Origin of the sequence: Burkholderia ubonensis, from assembly GCF_902833085.1 — a bacterium.
In the GTDB taxonomy this organism is placed as follows: domain Bacteria; phylum Pseudomonadota; class Gammaproteobacteria; order Burkholderiales; family Burkholderiaceae; genus Burkholderia; species Burkholderia ubonensis.
This window is the reverse complement of record NZ_CADFEB010000003.1, coordinates 26329-41450: the sequence shown is the minus strand read 5'-3', so window position 1 is coordinate 41450 and position 15122 is coordinate 26329. Positions and strand designations below refer to the sequence as shown.

Here is a 15122-nt window from a genome sequence, read left to right as displayed (position 1 = left end):
CGATGCGCATCAAGCGACTCGACCTGATCAAGTACGGCAAATTCACCGACGCGGCGCTCGGCTTTCCGCGCGCGGACCACGATTTTCATGTGATCGTCGGGCCCAACGAGGCCGGCAAGTCGACGATCCGGACCGCCGTGTCGGAGCTGCTGTTCGGAATGAAGCTGCAGACGCCGCTCGATTTCCTCCACAGCACGCCGGAGCTGCGGATCGGCGGCGTGCTCGAAGGCGCGGCCGGCGAGATGGCGTTCCATCGCGCGAGGGGCCGCACGCCGCTGCGCACGCCGGCCGACGAGCGGCTGCCGGACGACTATCTGGCGGCCGTCCTCGACGGCGCGAGCAAGGAATTCTTCGAGCAGATGTTCGGGCTCGATCACGGGCGGCTGGTCGAGGGCGGCAGGAGCATTCTCGATGCGTCCGACAAGCTCGGCCAGGTGCTGTTCGAATCGGCGGCGGGCGTCGGCAGTCTCGGGCCGGTGCGCGAGGAGCTGGAAGCGCGCTCGGGCGAGCTGTGGGCGCCGCGGCGCAGCGGCAGCGCGTTCGCGGTGGCCGAGACGTCCTTCAACGAAGCGGTGGGCGAACTGAAGGCGGTGCAGGTGCGCACGCGGGACTGGGTCGACCGCAAGGAGGCCCGCGAAGCCGTCGATCAGGAGATCGAACGGGCGCGCGCCGAGCAGCGCCGGCTCGAATCGCTGCGCTCGAAGCTCGAGCGCGTGCGGCGGCTCGCGCCGTATCTGAAGGAGCTGACGGTCAAGGAAGCCGCGCTGGCCGAGCTCGGCCCGGTCGTCGAGCTGCCGCCGACCGCCCAAGCGGATCTGCTGAAGGCGCAGGGCGATCTCGCGGCGGAGCGGAAGGTGCTGGAAGAGCGGCGCACCGATCTCGCCGCCAAGCGGCACGCGCGCGATGCGATCGTCGCGGACGGCGACGCGCTCGCGCTGTCCGCCGACATCGACGCGCTCGACCGGCTGCGCAGCGCGTGCGCGAATCATCCGCAGGATCTGCTGCTGCGCGACGCGGAAGTCGAGCGCCATCTGCTGGCCGCGTTCGGCGCCGCGGCGCAGCTCGGCTGGCCCGCGGACGAAGCGGCGCTGCGCGCGGCGCTGCCGAAGGCGCTGTCGCTGAAGACGGTCACCAACCTGCTGCGCGAACACGGCGCACTGCATCAGGCGCTGATCGGCGCGCGCGAATCGCTCGACGAGAAGGTGCGCGAGCTTGCGCAACTGCAGGACCAGCTCGACCGGCTGTCGACGGTCGAGGCGCCCGAGGCGCTGCGCATCGCGCTCGCCGACGCGCAGGGCTTCAGGAACAGCGCATCGCGGGAGCAGGCGCTCGAGCGCGAGGTCGCGCTGGCGGAACGCGCGCTGACGGACGCGCTCGACGGGCTCGGGCAGTGGCGCAAGCCCGTGGCGGCGCTGCGCACGCTCGACCTGCCGTCGACGGCGCGGCTCGTCGCGTGGCAAAAGGACGACAACGAGCATGCGGGCGCGGTCGCGGCGGCGCGTGACGCGCTGGATCATGCTCGCGAGGAGCTCGAGCGGCTCGAATTGCAGGAAAAGCACTTCGCCGAAAACCACAAGGTCGTCACGACCGCGGACGTGCTGGCGGCGCGCGCGCGCCGCGACGGCGCGTGGGGCGACATCAAGCGCGGCGCGGTCGGTCTCGACGCGGGCGCGCCGGCGGTCGACGACGCGATCCGGCTCGCGGACGAGCTCGTCGATTCCCGGCTCGGCACGACGCAGGCGGCGGCGACGCTGCAGTCGCTGCGGCAGCAGGTCGAGTCCGCCCGTACCGGCGTGACGCGCAGGCAGGCCGCAGTGGGCGAACGCGAGCAGGAACTGTCCGCGCACCGGGACGCGTGGACGCGGCTCGCGACGGCCGCCGGCGTGCCGGGCATGCCGCTGGCCGACATGAACGACTGGCTGGCGAAGCGCGAAATGGTGTTTGCCGCGCAAGCCGAATACGAGCGTCAGGCGCACGAGCTCGAATCGACGCGCGCCGCGCGCGTGGCGGCCGAGGCGGCGCTGCAGTCCGCGTTGCGGGCGGTGTCGCGCGGCAGCGACGACGGGCTCGCGGCGCTCGTCGCTGCCGCGGAGTCGTTCGTGCAGTCGGCGGAGAAATCGATCGCGCAGCAGGGCAGCCTGGAGGATCAGGTGCGACAGGTCGAGCGCGCGCGTGCGGGCGCACAGGCGAAAGCCGATCACGCGCAGGTGGCCTATGACGCGTGGCAGGCGCAATGGCGGGAGGCGCTGGCGGACGCGCGGCTCACCACGAGCGCGGTGACGCTTGCGGCGGCGGAGGGCGCGGTCGAGCTGGCGAACGCCGTCGCCGCGGAACTGGCCGCCGCGGACGCGCCGCGCAGCCGCATCGCCGCGATCCGCGCCGACCTGGCCGCGCTGGAGCGCGACGCGCGGCGGCTGGCCGAAGTGCTCGATCCCGAGCTGCTGGCCGCCGGCAACTGGCCGGAAGTCGCGCGCCGGCTGACGGCGCGGCTCGCGGCCGCGACGGAGACCGCGAAAGCGATCGAACGGGCCGACGACGCGATCCGGCACGCCGAGGGCAAGGTTGCCGATGCCGTTGCCGCGGTTGCGGGCGCGAACGCCAGGATTCAGCCGCTCCTCGAGATGGCCGGCGTGGAGGCGATCGACGCGGCGCTGCCGCTCGCCGAGCGCTCCGATCGGCATCGTCAGCTGCGGCAGTCGGTCGATGCGGCGCAGGAGGCGCTCGTGCGTGATGGCGACGGCTTTTCGCAGGAAGCGATCGAGGCCGAGATCGCGGAACAGGACCTCGCCGACGTGCCGGCGCTGCTCGAGTCGGCGAAGCAGGCGCTGGGCGATGTCGGCAGGCGCCTGAACGAGCTGGCGCAGAAGCAGGTGGTCGCGGAGCAGGCGTTCGGCGCGATCGACGGCCAGGCGAATGCGGCCGTCGCCGAGGCGAAGCGGCAGGAAGCGCTGGCCGCGATGGGCGACGCCGCCGAGCAGTATCTGGAGGCCGCGACGGCGAGCCGGCTGCTGAAGTGGGCGACGGATCGCTATCGCGACCAGAAGCAGGGGCCGATGCTCAAGCGCGCCGGGGAAATCTTCGCGGGGCTCACGCTGGGCGAGTTTGCGCGGCTGACGGTCGATACCGAGCGCACACCGCCCGCGCTCCATGCGAAGCGGACGAAGGGCGCGTCGGTCGAGGTGACGGGCATGAGCGAAGGGACGCGCGACCAGCTGTTCCTGGCGTTGCGGATCGCCGCGCTCGAACTGCAGCTGCGCAACCGGACCGCGCTGCCGTTCGTTGCCGACGACCTGTTCATCAACTTCGACGACGCGCGCGCGAAGGCGGGGCTCGAGGCGCTGCGCGACCTGTCGACGCGCACGCAGGTGCTGTTCCTCACGCACCACGACCATCTGCTGCCGCTGGTGAAGGCGGTGTTCGGCGAACGGGTCAACGTGGTGGCGCTGCAGCGCGAGCCGGCGGCCGCGTAAGTTCGTACTTCTGGGCACTTTGGAGGTAATCATGAGTAAGCTGGTGGCAGCCATCGCGTTCGCGGCGGACAAGCATCGCAATCAGCGGCGTAAAGACGACGAAGCGTCGCCGTACATCAATCATCCGATCGCACTGGCCGACGTGCTGGCCAACGAGGCCGGCATCGAGGACGAGCGCGTGATCGTCGCGGCGGTGCTGCACGACACGGTCGAGGATACGGAGACGAACGAGCAGGAGTTGCTGCGCCTGTTCGGCAAGGACGTCGCGGATATCGTGATGGAAGTAACGGACGACAAGTCGCTGCCGAAGGACGAGCGCAAGCGCCTGCAGATCGAACACGCGGCGCACATCAGCCGCCGCGCGAAGCTGGTCAAGCTGGCCGACAAGATCTGCAACGTGCGCGATGTCGCGCGGCATCCGCCCGCGGACTGGCCGCTCGAACGCAGGCAGGCGTATTTCGACTGGGCCAAGGCCGTGGTCGACCGCATGCGCGGCGTGCATCCGGGGCTCGAAGCCATCTTCGACGCCGCGTACGACGCGCGGCCGTCGGCGTGACCGTGCGCGCGAAGCGATCGGCTTGCGTCGCCGGCGTCGACGTGGGCGGCAACCGGAAGCAATGCGATCTCGTGATCCTGTGCGGCACGTCGGTCGTGTATCGCGCCGACGGCGTCGCGCCGGAAGCGCTGCCGTCGCTGTGTCTCGAGCACGAGGTCGTGGCCGTCGGTGTCGATTCGCCGTGCCGATGGTGGGCCGGCGAAGGCCATCGGCCGGCCGAGCGTGCGCTGGTGCGTGAACGGATTTCGTTGTTCTCGACGCCGACGCGCGAGCGCGCGCTGGCCAACACTACCGGCTTCTACGACTGGATGTTCGTCGGCGAACGGGTCTATCGGGCGCTTGCCGACGCGTACCCGCTGCTGACCGCGCCGCACTACGCGGGCGGGCGCGTCAGCTTCGAGACCTATCCGCATGCGATCGCGTGCGCGCTGCTGGGCAAGGACGTTGCATCCGCGAAGCAGAAGCGCGTTCAGCGCAGGCAGTTGCTGGAAAGGATGGGAATCGACGCCGCGACGCTGACTTCCGTCGATGCGAGAGACGCCGCGCTGTGCGCGCTGACCGCGCGATTCGTGATCGAAGGATGCGCCGACGTTTATGGGGATGCCGAAGGCGGATACATCCGGGTGCCCATGACGCGTGCGCCGTAGTTGCGCCGACTTCCGCGCGGGCGCGTTCGCTTGCGCGTATGCCGGTTCGCGTCGCGCGTCGTCCTGCGCCGGTGACGCGTTATTTTTCCGGCATGACGCTAGACCTTATTGTTGCGGACGACCAGCCGATATTTGCGTTGGGTGTGGAGCGCGTGGTCGCGAGTCATGGCATCGGCTCCGTGACGCATCGCGTGTCGGACAGCGCGACGCTGATCGCGATACTGCACTCGGACGCGTGTGACGTGCTGGTGACCAGCTTCATGTTCGAAGGCGACAGGCAGGGGGGCGGATTGCGTATGCTGGGGTACGTGCGACGCAATTTCCCTGCACTGCCGATCGTGGTCTTCACCGTCGCGGAAAATTGCGCCATCTATCGGGAGATCTGGCGCCTGGGTGTCGCCGCGCTCGTCAGCAAGGCCGACCCGCCGGGTGAGCTGCTGCTGGCAATACGGTCGGCCGCTTCGGGGCGGCGTTATCGCTCCGCGATGATACGAAGATGCCTCGAAAGCGCGCCCTGCCTTCGGGGTGCGAGCCACCTGTCGCCTCGGGAAGTCGAAATCCTGCTGCTGTTCGTGACGGGGTTGTCCGCTGCCGAGGTGGCCGAGCGCCTCAAGCGCAGTGTCAAGACGGTCAGTCGACACAAACGTTCCGGTATGGAAAAACTCGGCGTGTCGACTGATTGCGAGTTGTTCGACTACATGAGGACGTTGGGTGGTGGGCGTGTCGATTGATGGTTAGGTCAATTGAAACCATAGCCACGCGGCGGCGATCGACGCGGGTACGCCGAGCGTCATCAGCGCGCCCGCGAGCGGCGGATCGAGCTTCTTGTCGATGGCGATGAGCCCCGCGATGATCATCGGCGGCATCGCCGCCTGCACTAGCGCGACGGCGAGCGGCACGCCCCGCTGCGAGAACACGTAGAGCCCGCAGGCGAGCACGATCGCCGGCACGACGAGCAGCTTGAGGCCGATGCCGACCATGAAATTGCGTGCGGCGTCGCGCGCGCTGCGCAGGCTGAAGCTCGCGCCGACCGAGATCATCGCGATCGGCGTGAGGGTGGCGCCGAGCGCGGTCAGCACGTCCTCGACCACGGGCGGGAACGGTACCGGCCGCAGCAGCAGCGCCAGCACCATCGCCTGGATCGGCCGATAGCCGGCGAGTTGCCGCGCGACGCCGCGCCAGCTCATCGTGCCGCCTGCGTACAGGTCGGCGACGATGAGGCCCGCCGTGCACATCACGATGAAGTTCGCCTGGTCGACGACGAGCGCATGGCCGATCGCGGCGCTCCCGATCAGCGCCTGCACGACCGGCACGCCGACGATCGACGTGTTGCTCGTGCCGCAGACGAGCGTCAGGCAGCCGACCGTGGCCTTGTCGAGGCGCAGCAGCGCGCCCGCGGCGAGCGCGAGCGCGGCGGTCGCCGCGAACACGATCGCGGGCGTCGCGAACAGCCATAGCACGTCCGCGCCGAACGCGATCTTGTGCAGATGCTGCAGCACGAGCGCGGGCAGCGAAATCTGGATCGCGAAGAAATTGAGGCTGGCCGGGAAGTTGGCCGGCAGGCGCTTGCTGCGCGCGAGCGCGGCGCCTGCGACGAGGCAGGCGAGAACGAGAATCAACGAAGCCATCGAGCGGCGTTTGAACGAATCGGATGCCGGAAGGCCCGGCGGGCCACCCGTGCGGGTGGGTGTCGAAAGCCGGCGCGGGACCCCGCCGGAGGCGACGGACCGGGCGCGCGCCCCGCCGGACTATACCCCGGCAGCGCGCGCGATGCGAGGATGCGCCGGATCAGAGCGCGGCCGACGCGCACCGTTCGATCACGGGCGCGAGCCATGCCTGCGCGGCGTCGTGCAGATACGCATCCTCGATCGTGTACGTGCCGTCCGCGAGCATTTTCGCGCAGGTCGCACGCTGGATCTTGCCGCTCGACGTCGTGTGGATCTCGCCCTTCTTCACGCGGATGACGCCGCTCAGCGTCAACTGGCACGCGTCCCATACTTCGCGGCTGATTTCCGGCGCGAGCGCGGCGAGGTCGAACTGGCCGATCGCCTCGAGCACGACGACGACGCCCGCCTGCCCGTCGCGCTCGACCATGATCGCCGCGAGCCGGTTCGGGCGAATCTGGTCGGACACGTTCAGCACCGCGCCTTCGATGTCCTGCGGATAGTAGTTCACGCCGTTCAGGATAAGCAGGTCCTTGATCCGCCCGGCGATGAACAGGTGGCCGCGATCGTCGACGAAGCCGAGGTCGCCCGTGCGCAGCATGCCATGCGGAAACGCGTCGGAGCGGTATGCGCGGAACGTCGCGTCGGTCGCGTCCGGGCGGCCGAAGTAGCCGTGGCAGACGCTGTCGCTCGCGACGCAGATCTCGCCGATCCTGGCCGCAGGCTGCGTATCGCCCGTCGCCGGATCGACGATGAGGAACGTCTGGTCCGCATCCGCGAGCGCGCCGACCGACACGACGTCGATCGACCGGCCGTCGCCCTGGTGCGGCTCGAAGCGTCCGTCGGCGAGCGCCGCGTGGTCCGCGCGCCGGATCACGACGGGCGCGCCGATCTGCGTCGACGTTGCGACGAGCGTCAGCTCCGCGAGCCCGTAGCACGGCGCGAACGCGTCGTAGCGAAAGCCGGCGGACGCGAACGCGTCGGCAAATTTGCGCATGATCCGCGGCTGTACCGGCTCCGCACCGTTGAAAGCGCACGCCCACGTAGAGAGATCGAGCGCGCCGACATCCATGCGATCCGCGCGTCGTTGGCAAAGATCGTACGCAAAGCTCGGTGCGCCGCTGCAGGTCGCGCCGTACTCGGAGACCGCATGCAGCCAGCGCGTCGGCCGTTGCAGGAAATCCTGCGGCGACATGAACACAGCGGGCCGCCCCGCATAGATCGGCTGCAGGATCCCGAGGATCAGCCCCATGTCGTGATAATGCGGCAGCCACGACACGCCCAGCCAGCGCGCGCGGTCGCCGCCGAAGTGCCGGTACAGCAGCCGCGAATTCGCGAGCAGGTTGTCGTGGCCGACCATCACGCCCTTCGGATCGGACGTCGAGCCGGACGTGTACTGGAGGAACGCGATGCTGTCCGGCGCGACGGCGGGCAGCGCGGGCGCGGCGTCGCCGAGGTTGCCGGCGTCGACGTTGTCGCCGGGAATCGCGCCCACTTCACGGCACGGCGGCGCGACGATGCCCGCCGCGCTCAGCTCGGCGCGCACTGTGTCCATCTCGCCGTTGCCGCAGATCGCGAACGACGGCGCGCAGTCGCGCGCGATCGAGATCAGCCGGCGGCGTTCCTTCTCGGTGCGCGGCGGCAGCGCCGGCACGGCCATGCGGCCCGCGTACAGGCAGCCGAAGAACGCTTCGATGAAATCGGCGGCGGACGGGAAGATCAGCAGCACGGGATCGCCCGGCCGGCCGTGCGCGACGATTTCGCGCGCGATCGCGAGCGCGCGGCGATGGATGTCGCCGTAGCGCATCACGCGATCCGGCATGCGGCCGAAGCCGAGGTAGCCGTACGCGAATTCGTCGGGCGTCGTCTCGGCGCGAAAGCGCAGCACGTCGGCGAAATTCGCCGCGGGCGCGAGCGGCGGCGGCGCGGTCAGCGAGCGACAGGCGGCGAGGGCGGACTGAATGGATGACATGTCGGATCGAGCCTCTTCAAAGGGGAGCGGGTTGCAACGCGGCGGGCCGCTCGGCGGGTTCGCGCCGGATCGCTTCGACCAGACGCGTGAGAATCCGGCGGCCGGGGCCGAGCTCGACCCATTCGTCGACGCCCGCGCGCAGCATGGCGCGGACGCTGTCGCGCCAGCGCACCGGCTGGTCGAGCTGCTCGACGAGATAGTCGGCGGGCGTGCCGGGCGGCTGGTAGGGGCGCGCGGTCACGTTCGACACGACGGGCCGCGCGGGCTGGGCGAGCGCGAAGCGCGCGATGAACGCTTCGAACGCCGGCTTGAGCGGCGTCATGCAGCGCGAGTGAAAGGCGCCGCTCACCTTCAACGGAAGCACGGTGACGTCGCCGCACGCATCGAGCCTGCGCGCGGCGGCGTCGACCGACGCGGCCGGACCCGCGATCACGGTCTGCTCGGCGCTGTTGAAGTTCGCGAGATCGACGTCGTCGAGGCCGGCGTCGCGCAACCGGCGACCGAGCTCGGCGGCGGTGACGCCGACGATGGCCGCCATCGCACCGCCGCTTACCGATGCGAACAGCTCGCCGCGCCGCTTGACGATCTCGAGCCCGGTGCGGAAGTCGAACGTACCTGCGGCGAGAAGCGCGCTGTATTCGCCGAGGCTGTGGCCGGCGAGCCAGACGTCGGCGTCGTCGTGCGCGTCGCGCCATGCGGCGAGGTGCAGCGCGTTGACGACGAAGATCGCGGGCTGCGCATAGCGGGTGTCGGCGAGCAGGCCGTCCGGATCATCGAGGCAAAGCCGCTCGACCGACAGGCCCATCACATCGTCCGCCGTTTCGACGAGTTCCGGATAACGCTCGAAGAGGCCCTCGCCCATGCCCGCCGCCTGCGCGCCCTGGCCGGGAAAAATCAATGCCTTCATGTGTCAGGCTCCTGCGAACATGTAGCCGCCGATGCCGAGCGCGGCGAGCATCGCGGTCGCGACGATCCCGCCGAGCTTGTGCTGCACGCGATCGATGCGCTCCCACGCGGCATAGTCGTCGCGCGCCGCGTAGTGGCGGCGCCGGACGACGATCCACACGCATACGGCGTTCAATGCGATCGCGAGCGTGCCGAACGCGACCTTCGTCAGCAGCAGCGGCGTCGGCGTGCGATGCGCGAGCAGGATCGCGCCCGTGACGAGCACGATCGTGAATGCCGGGATCTCGACATACTTGTCGGTCGCCCAGTGCAGGTTCGAGATGAACGATCGCTGCTCCGGACTCCGATCGATCGCGTGTTCGAAGATGCCTTCGACGATCACGCAGCTCATCCATGCGGCGACGAACACCAGGTGCAGGAACAGTACGAGCTTCATGGCGTCTCCTTCATGGCCGGTCGACGTCGTGGGACAACGCCTGCTCCCGTTCGCGCAGCGTCGCGAAATGCTCGAGCAGCTTGCGGCGGAGAATCTTGCGCGTCGGGCCCTTCGGCAGCTCGGGCAGATCGTCGAGCCCGTTCAGCAGCACGACGTGCCGCGGGCACTTGTAATGCGCGATGCGGCCTTCGCACAGGCGGCGAACGTCGTCCTGGCCGAGCGTCGACGATGCGCGCAGCTTCACGTACACGCACACGTCCTGCCCGAGGATCGGATCGGGCACGCCGAGCGCCGCGCATTCGACGACGTCGTCGCAGCCGTGCAGCACGTTCTCGATCTCGGCCGGGTAGATGTTTTCGCCGCCCTTGACGATGAGGTCGTCGACGCGCGTCGCGAAGAAGTAGTTGCCCTCGTCGTCGCAGTAGCCGTAGTCGCCGGTATGCAGCCAGCCGTCGCGAAAGCGCTCGGCGCTCAGCTCGGCGCGCGCGTGGTAGCGCGTCGCGACGTTGTCGCCGCGGATCAGGATCTCGCCGGTTTCGCCCGCCGCTGCCTCGCGGCCGTCCGCATCGACGATCCGCAGCGCGTTGCACGGCAGCGCGACGCCGATCGAGCCGAAGCGGCGGCGCTCGGCGGGATGGCGGTTCATCGTCGCGAACGACGTCGTCTCGGTGAGCCCGAAGCCTTCGAACACCGGCACGCGGTATTCGCTCTCGAAGCGGTTGCGCACTTCGTCGAGTAGCACCTGGCCGCCGCAGACGATACCGCGCAGTGTGTCGTCGGTGCGCTTCAGCCCGTATTCGAGGAACGCGGACAAAAAGGCGGGCATCACGCTCGTCCAGTTCACGCGATACGTGTCGACCAGCTTCCAGAACGAAGGCAGCGCCGACTTGCCTTCGAGGATCACCGAGCTGCCGCCCGCGATCAGCGGCGACAGCAGCGTGATCACCTGGCCGTTGTTGTGGAACAGCGGCAGGATGCACATCGTCCGCGTGCCGGGCTCGAACGCGAACCAGTCGACGAGCGCGCGCGCGTCGGACAGGAGGTTGCGGTGCGACAGCACGACGCCCTTCGGGTGGCCCGTCGTGCCGGACGTATAGAGGATGCTCGCGTCGTCGTCGGCCGCGAGATCGGGATCGGGCGCGATCGACGCATGCGCGGCCGCGGCCGCGAGCGCTTCGAGACCGAAGCCGGAAGCGGCGTCCGCGCTGGCGACGCGCGCGACGCTATCGTCGCCATTGCCGCAGCCGAGCTCGGCGCGCACTGCATCGCGCAGATTGGCCATGCGCCGGTCGAACACGACGAGCTTCGCGCCGCTGTTGCGGACGATGTACGCGCACTCGGCTGCGCTCAACGCCGGATTGACCGGCACCGACACGACGCCGAGCAGATGTGCGCCGAAGTAGTACGCGAGGAACTCCGGGCCGTTCGGCAACACGACCGACAGGCGATCGCCGCGCCGCAGCCCGTGCTCGCGCAGTGTTTCGGCGGCCGCGCGTGCAAGCCCGTAAAACGCGCGATACGTGTAGCTGCGATCGTCGGCGGGGAAAAACAGGAACGGCTGGTCGGGCAGCGTGTCGGCGCGCGCGCGCAGCAGCGCGCCGATCGTGTCGGGCTCCGCGCCGGCCGGGCCGGCCGCCGCGTCCGGCGTCGCGGATGCTTGCGGCGCGTCGCCGCCCGGCCCGCGCTGCCGCTCGATGTACTGCAGCAGCCGCTCGAAGCTGTCGAGCCGATAGGCTTCTTCGATGTCGATGTCGACGCCGAACTCGGCGGCAACCCTGCCGAGCAGCTGGACGTGCGCGAGCGACGACCATTCGGCGAGATTCTGCATCGACACGCCGGGGCCGAACGGCGCGCTCGTGAAGATCCGGCTGCCGAGAGCGCTCAATTGTGTTGATAACGAGGACACGCTGGGGTTCCTTGTCGTTGGGATGAGAATTAGTGCGGTGCGGCGTCGAACAGCGCGAGCTCGCGAAACTGTCCGCGCAGGCAATGGTTCGAGCTCATCGACGACGCATAGCCGCCCGCGTTCAGCAACGCGACGAAGTCGCCCGGCTCGACGGGCGGCAGGCTCACGTCGTTGCTCCACAGATCGAGCGCTTCGTTGATGTTGCCGGCGAGACACACCGATTGCGCGGCGCCCGGCCGCCGCACGCACGGGACGGGTTCGCACGGCAGGTCGTAGAACGCGGGCTCGATCGCGAGATTGAAGCCGCCGTTCAGCCCGACGAAGCGGCGGTCGCGCTTGAGCTCGACGTAGGCGACGCGCAGCACGAGCATGCCGCCGTCCTTCGCGATGAAGTCGCCGGGCTCGATCGCGAGCGCGAGCGGCCGCGTGCCGAAGCGCGCGTGCACGGCTGCGCGCCAGCGTTCGAGGTCGAGCGGCCGGTCGGTCGCGCGATGCGGCAGGCCGAGCCCGCCGCCGAGATTGATGCCGCGCAGCCCCGGCACGCGCGCGACGAACGCGTCGAGCGCATCGAGCACGCGCTCGAACGATGCGAGCTGCGGATCGAGATAGCCGCAGCCCGCGTGGCAATGCAGCCACGTCACGTTCAGGCCGTGCCGCGCGGCGAGTTCGAGCGCCGCGCCGAACTGCTCCGCGTAGATGCCGAACTTCGTGACGGTCGGGCCCGCATAGCTCAGGCGCTCGCTGTCGCCGTAGCCGATGCCGACGCCGGGGTTCACGCGAATGCCGATCTCGCGTCCGGGCGAGCGGCTGCCGAGCAGCGCGATCGCGCTCAGCGTGTCGCAGTTCACGTGCACGTCCGGCAGCGCGGCGAGGAGCTCGGCCTCGTCCGGCATCATCCCGTGCGCGGTGTACGAGATGCGCGCCGGTGCAAAGCCGCACGCGAGCGCCTCGCGCAGCTCCTCGGGCGAACATACGTCGATGCCGAAGACCGGCGAGCGCCGCAGCTCCGACAGCAGCGGGCGGAAACGGTTCGCCTTCATCGCGTAATGGATGCGGAAGTCGCCGCGTTGCAGGCCGCCGAGCGCGTGTTGCAGGCGCGCGACGTTGTCGACCGCGCGCTGCGGGTCGTACAGGAACACCGGTTCGGCGAACGCGGCCGCGAGCTCGGCGACGTTGCGGCCGCAGAAATGCAGCACGCCGTCGCGATAGTGCAGCCGGTCGCGCGCCCACCAGTCGGCGGTCGGCGCAGTGTCGGCGGGTGTGAAGGCGTCGAGGTTCGCGTTCATCGATGGGCGGCCAGGGAAGCGGTTGAGCGGGAGAAGAGCGGCGCCAGATCGAGTGCCTGCGCGGTCGCCGCGAGCGCTTGCGGCGCCTTGGCGCACGCGATCACCGCATCGGCGAGCGCGGCCGGTGCGATGCGCAGCCGCGCACGCGGGCCGCTTCGATCGATCGTGATGCCCGCTTGCGCGGCGAGCGCGTCGATGAAGTCGACGGCCGGCTGGTTGCCGTCCGTGCGGATCGTGTCGAGCGCGACGGCAGGCAACGCGGCGCGCTGCGCCGCGTGCGCGAGCGCGAGCAGCACGGCGTGCTCGACCTGCTTGCCGAGCACCGTGCAGCTCAGCACGAATTCGGCGAGCACGGGCAGGCCGGCGTCGGTGCGCACGAGCGCAAAGCCGCTGCAGCCGTATTGGCCGAAGCGGTCGGCGACGGTCAGCGCGAGTCCGCACGCGTCGCGCGAAGTCGCATCGAGCAGGTCGGCTTCGAGATACGCGTGGCCGCTCAGGTGGAACGTCGCGGCCGTATGGCTCAGGCGCGCGCTTTTTGCGAGCGCTGCCTCGTCGTCGAGCGGGACGCTCGCGATGCGCAGTTGCAGGCGCTCGAAGAAGCGGGCGAGCGACGGCGTGGGCGTCGCGGGCGCTGGGGCGCCGGTCGACGTGCCGACGGCGCCGGCTTCGCTGCGCAAGCGCTCGGCGAGCCATCGCGCGAACGCCGCGAAGCCGTCGATCGTCAGCGGCACGTGGCCGAGCTTGTCCGCGACCGGATCGAACGGCTGCGCGATCGCGCTCGACGCGACGAAGTCGGCCCAATCGAGCACGCGCAAGCCGGGCAGGTCGCGCAGCGCGCGTTCGAGCCGGCGGCACGCGTCGGCGAGCGCCGCGCCGCGCGCGTCGAGCGTGGGCGACGGCAGCACGACGAGGCGAGGTGGCGTCGCCCGGCCGGCGGCGAACGATGCGAGCGCAGTGAGCCACGCATCCGCGCGTTGCGCGAGCAGCGCGGCGAGCGCGTCCGGCGCTTGCGCGCGGTCGTTCGCTTCGTGCCGCACGAAGTCGGCGAGCCGCACGAGCAGCAGTGTCGCGTCGTCCGCGTGCTGCGGATCGGGCGCGAGCAGCGCTTGCAGCAGCTGGTTGTAACGCGTGAACGCGACCTCGTCGAAGCCTTGCGCGCGCAGCAGCGGATCGAGCGGCGACGCGGTGAACGTCGCGCCGACATAGAGGCGGGCGCTCATCGCGCGGCCTCCGGTTCGGCGTCGGCGGCCTCGGTCGACGCCTGGTAGAGCCCGCCCGCGGCCTCGGTCGGGAACCGGAACGCCGCGCGGACTTCCGCGTGCGCGACGTTGAGCGGCCGCGTCAGCACCGCGCGGCGCGCTTCGTCGAGCGACGCGTAGTCGTTCGCCGCATGCTCTTTCAGATACGCGGAGAAGTCGCCGCTGTCGATCTGGTCGAGCACGCGCGCGGCCAGCTCGCGCACGGCGGCGGGCAGCGTGCGGCCGCGCCAGCGGTGATAGCCGACCTGGCAGGTCGGCGAGCCTTGCAGCGCGACGACTTCGTCGAGCCCGATGTCCGCGCCGTCGAGCATCATCTTGCCCATTTCGCCCGAGCCGTAGACTTCGAGCAGCGCGGCCTTCGGGTTGAAGCCGCGCTCGACGAGCACCTGGAAGCCCGTCTCGACGAGATCGACGAGCGCGGGCGCGAGGAACTGCTCCTGGAACAGGTCGAGGAACGTCTCCTGCCGGTAGCTCAGCGCCATCACGCCCGCGCGCGTGAAGCCGACCGCGCGCGCGATCGCGAGCACCTTGTCGCGCGCGCGGCCGGTGTGGTCCGCGACGATGTCGAAGTACGCGGGCGCGCCCTGCCCGGCGAGGTAGTAGCGGCGGATCGGGTCGCCGTACATGCGCGGCGCGAGCATCGCGAGGTCGCGTCCGGCGAGCGGGCGCACTTCGCCCTGCACGAGCGAGTGCCCGTGCGCGACGCACAGCAGCGCGCCTTCGCGCAGGTTCGGCGCGATGTCGGCGTCGAACACCGCGCCGTGCGCTTCGTCCGGGATCAGCAGCAGCACGATGTCCGCGTGAGCGACCGCTTCGGCGATGCCCGTCACGCGATGGCCTTCGGCACGTGCGAGTTCGAAGTAACGGTCGTCGATGTTGCCGACGCGCACCGATATGCCGCTGTCGCGCAGATTCGCGGCGAACGCGCGGCCCTGGATGCCGTAGCCGATCACGCTCACGGTGAGACCTTCGAGCGGCTGCAGCGAGGCATGTTCGTCTTGATAGATGAGATCGTTCATG

The 15122-nt window shown here is 70.0% G+C and carries 12 protein-coding genes; 4 read left to right on the top strand and 8 right to left on the bottom strand.

Features of this window, described 5'->3' with window-relative positions; genetic code table 11:
* The first annotated feature begins 2 nt into the window (after positions 1–2).
* The 4 genes from HWX31_RS08095 to HWX31_RS08080 are packed head-to-tail and all read left to right on the top strand — an operon-like array spanning position 3 to position 5404.
* On the top strand, positions 3–3470 hold the full coding sequence (locus HWX31_RS08095) for an ATP-binding protein (RefSeq protein WP_174959311.1): 3468 nt from the start codon (positions 3–5) through the stop codon (positions 3468–3470).
* Between the two features lie 31 nt (positions 3471–3501).
* The gene (locus tag HWX31_RS08090) at positions 3502–4026 is read left to right on the top strand and encodes an HD domain-containing protein (RefSeq protein WP_174959313.1); all 525 of its coding nucleotides are present in this window, start codon (positions 3502–3504) and stop codon (positions 4024–4026) included.
* The gene (locus tag HWX31_RS08085) at positions 4023–4673 is read left to right on the top strand and encodes a DUF429 domain-containing protein (protein ID WP_174959315.1); all 651 of its coding nucleotides are present in this window, start codon (positions 4023–4025) and stop codon (positions 4671–4673) included. The genes HWX31_RS08090 and HWX31_RS08085 overlap by 4 nt, the downstream gene beginning before the upstream one ends.
* A gap of 38 nt (positions 4674–4711) precedes the next feature.
* Positions 4712–5404, top strand: a complete 693-nt coding sequence (locus HWX31_RS08080; RefSeq protein WP_174959318.1) for a LuxR C-terminal-related transcriptional regulator — start codon at positions 4712–4714, stop codon at positions 5402–5404.
* A 3-nt stretch (positions 5405–5407) separates the two neighbouring features.
* Here the strand turns inward: HWX31_RS08080 and HWX31_RS08075 are convergent, their stop codons facing one another.
* From HWX31_RS08075 to HWX31_RS08040, 8 genes are all read right to left on the bottom strand, one after another.
* Positions 5408–6301, bottom strand: a complete 894-nt coding sequence (locus tag HWX31_RS08075; RefSeq protein ID WP_174959319.1) for an AEC family transporter — start codon at positions 6299–6301, stop codon at positions 5408–5410.
* Positions 6302–6461: 160 nt separating this feature from the next.
* Entirely contained in the window at positions 6462–8309 is a 1848-nt protein-coding gene (locus HWX31_RS08070; protein WP_174959321.1) for a fatty acyl-AMP ligase, read from the bottom strand.
* A gap of 16 nt (positions 8310–8325) precedes the next feature.
* A complete protein-coding gene (gene fabD / locus HWX31_RS08065; protein WP_174959323.1) occupies positions 8326–9216 on the bottom strand; it encodes an ACP S-malonyltransferase in 891 nt (296 codons plus the stop codon).
* A gap of 3 nt (positions 9217–9219) precedes the next feature.
* Positions 9220–9651 carry a hypothetical protein gene (locus HWX31_RS08060; RefSeq protein ID WP_174959325.1) on the bottom strand — a complete coding sequence of 144 codons (432 nt, stop codon included), beginning with the start codon at positions 9649–9651 and terminating at the stop codon, positions 9220–9222.
* Positions 9652–9661: 10 nt separating this feature from the next.
* The gene (locus HWX31_RS08055) at positions 9662–11557 is read right to left on the bottom strand and encodes an AMP-binding protein (RefSeq protein WP_174959327.1); all 1896 of its coding nucleotides are present in this window, start codon (positions 11555–11557) and stop codon (positions 9662–9664) included.
* 29 nt (positions 11558–11586) lie between these two features.
* Positions 11587–12843 (bottom strand): type III PLP-dependent enzyme domain-containing protein, encoded by a 1257-nt coding sequence (locus HWX31_RS08050; protein ID WP_174959329.1) that lies wholly within the window; start codon positions 12841–12843, stop codon positions 11587–11589.
* Positions 12840–14063, bottom strand: a complete 1224-nt coding sequence (locus HWX31_RS08045) for a fkbH domain protein (protein ID WP_174959331.1) — start codon at positions 14061–14063, stop codon at positions 12840–12842. Before HWX31_RS08045 ends, HWX31_RS08050 begins: the two co-directional genes overlap by 4 nt.
* A complete protein-coding gene (locus HWX31_RS08040) occupies positions 14060–15121 on the bottom strand; it encodes an NAD(P)-binding domain-containing protein (RefSeq protein ID WP_174959333.1) in 1062 nt (353 codons plus the stop codon). The genes HWX31_RS08045 and HWX31_RS08040 overlap by 4 nt, the downstream gene beginning before the upstream one ends.
* Between the last annotated feature and the right edge of the window lies 1 nt (position 15122).

Excerpts from the sequence above, each read along its gene's own strand:
- HWX31_RS08040 (WP_174959333.1), bottom strand. The coding sequence starts at position 15,121 with ATGAACGATCTCATCTATCAAGACGAACATGCCTCGCTGCAGCCGCTC.
- HWX31_RS08070 (WP_174959321.1), bottom strand. The coding sequence starts at position 8,309 with ATGTCATCCATTCAGTCCGCCCTCGCCGCCTGTCGCTCGCTGACCGCG.
- HWX31_RS08095 (WP_174959311.1), top strand. The coding sequence starts at position 3 with ATGCGCATCAAGCGACTCGACCTGATCAAGTACGGCAAATTCACCGAC.
- HWX31_RS08050 (WP_174959329.1), bottom strand. The coding sequence starts at position 12,843 with ATGAACGCGAACCTCGACGCCTTCACACCCGCCGACACTGCGCCGACC.
- HWX31_RS08075 (WP_174959319.1), bottom strand. The coding sequence starts at position 6,301 with ATGGCTTCGTTGATTCTCGTTCTCGCCTGCCTCGTCGCAGGCGCCGCG.
- HWX31_RS08060 (WP_174959325.1), bottom strand. The coding sequence starts at position 9,651 with ATGAAGCTCGTACTGTTCCTGCACCTGGTGTTCGTCGCCGCATGGATG.
- HWX31_RS08045 (WP_174959331.1), bottom strand. The coding sequence starts at position 14,063 with ATGAGCGCCCGCCTCTATGTCGGCGCGACGTTCACCGCGTCGCCGCTC.
- fabD (WP_174959323.1), bottom strand. The coding sequence starts at position 9,216 with ATGAAGGCATTGATTTTTCCCGGCCAGGGCGCGCAGGCGGCGGGCATG.
- HWX31_RS08090 (WP_174959313.1), top strand. The coding sequence starts at position 3,502 with ATGAGTAAGCTGGTGGCAGCCATCGCGTTCGCGGCGGACAAGCATCGC.
- HWX31_RS08080 (WP_174959318.1), top strand. The coding sequence starts at position 4,712 with ATGCCGGTTCGCGTCGCGCGTCGTCCTGCGCCGGTGACGCGTTATTTT.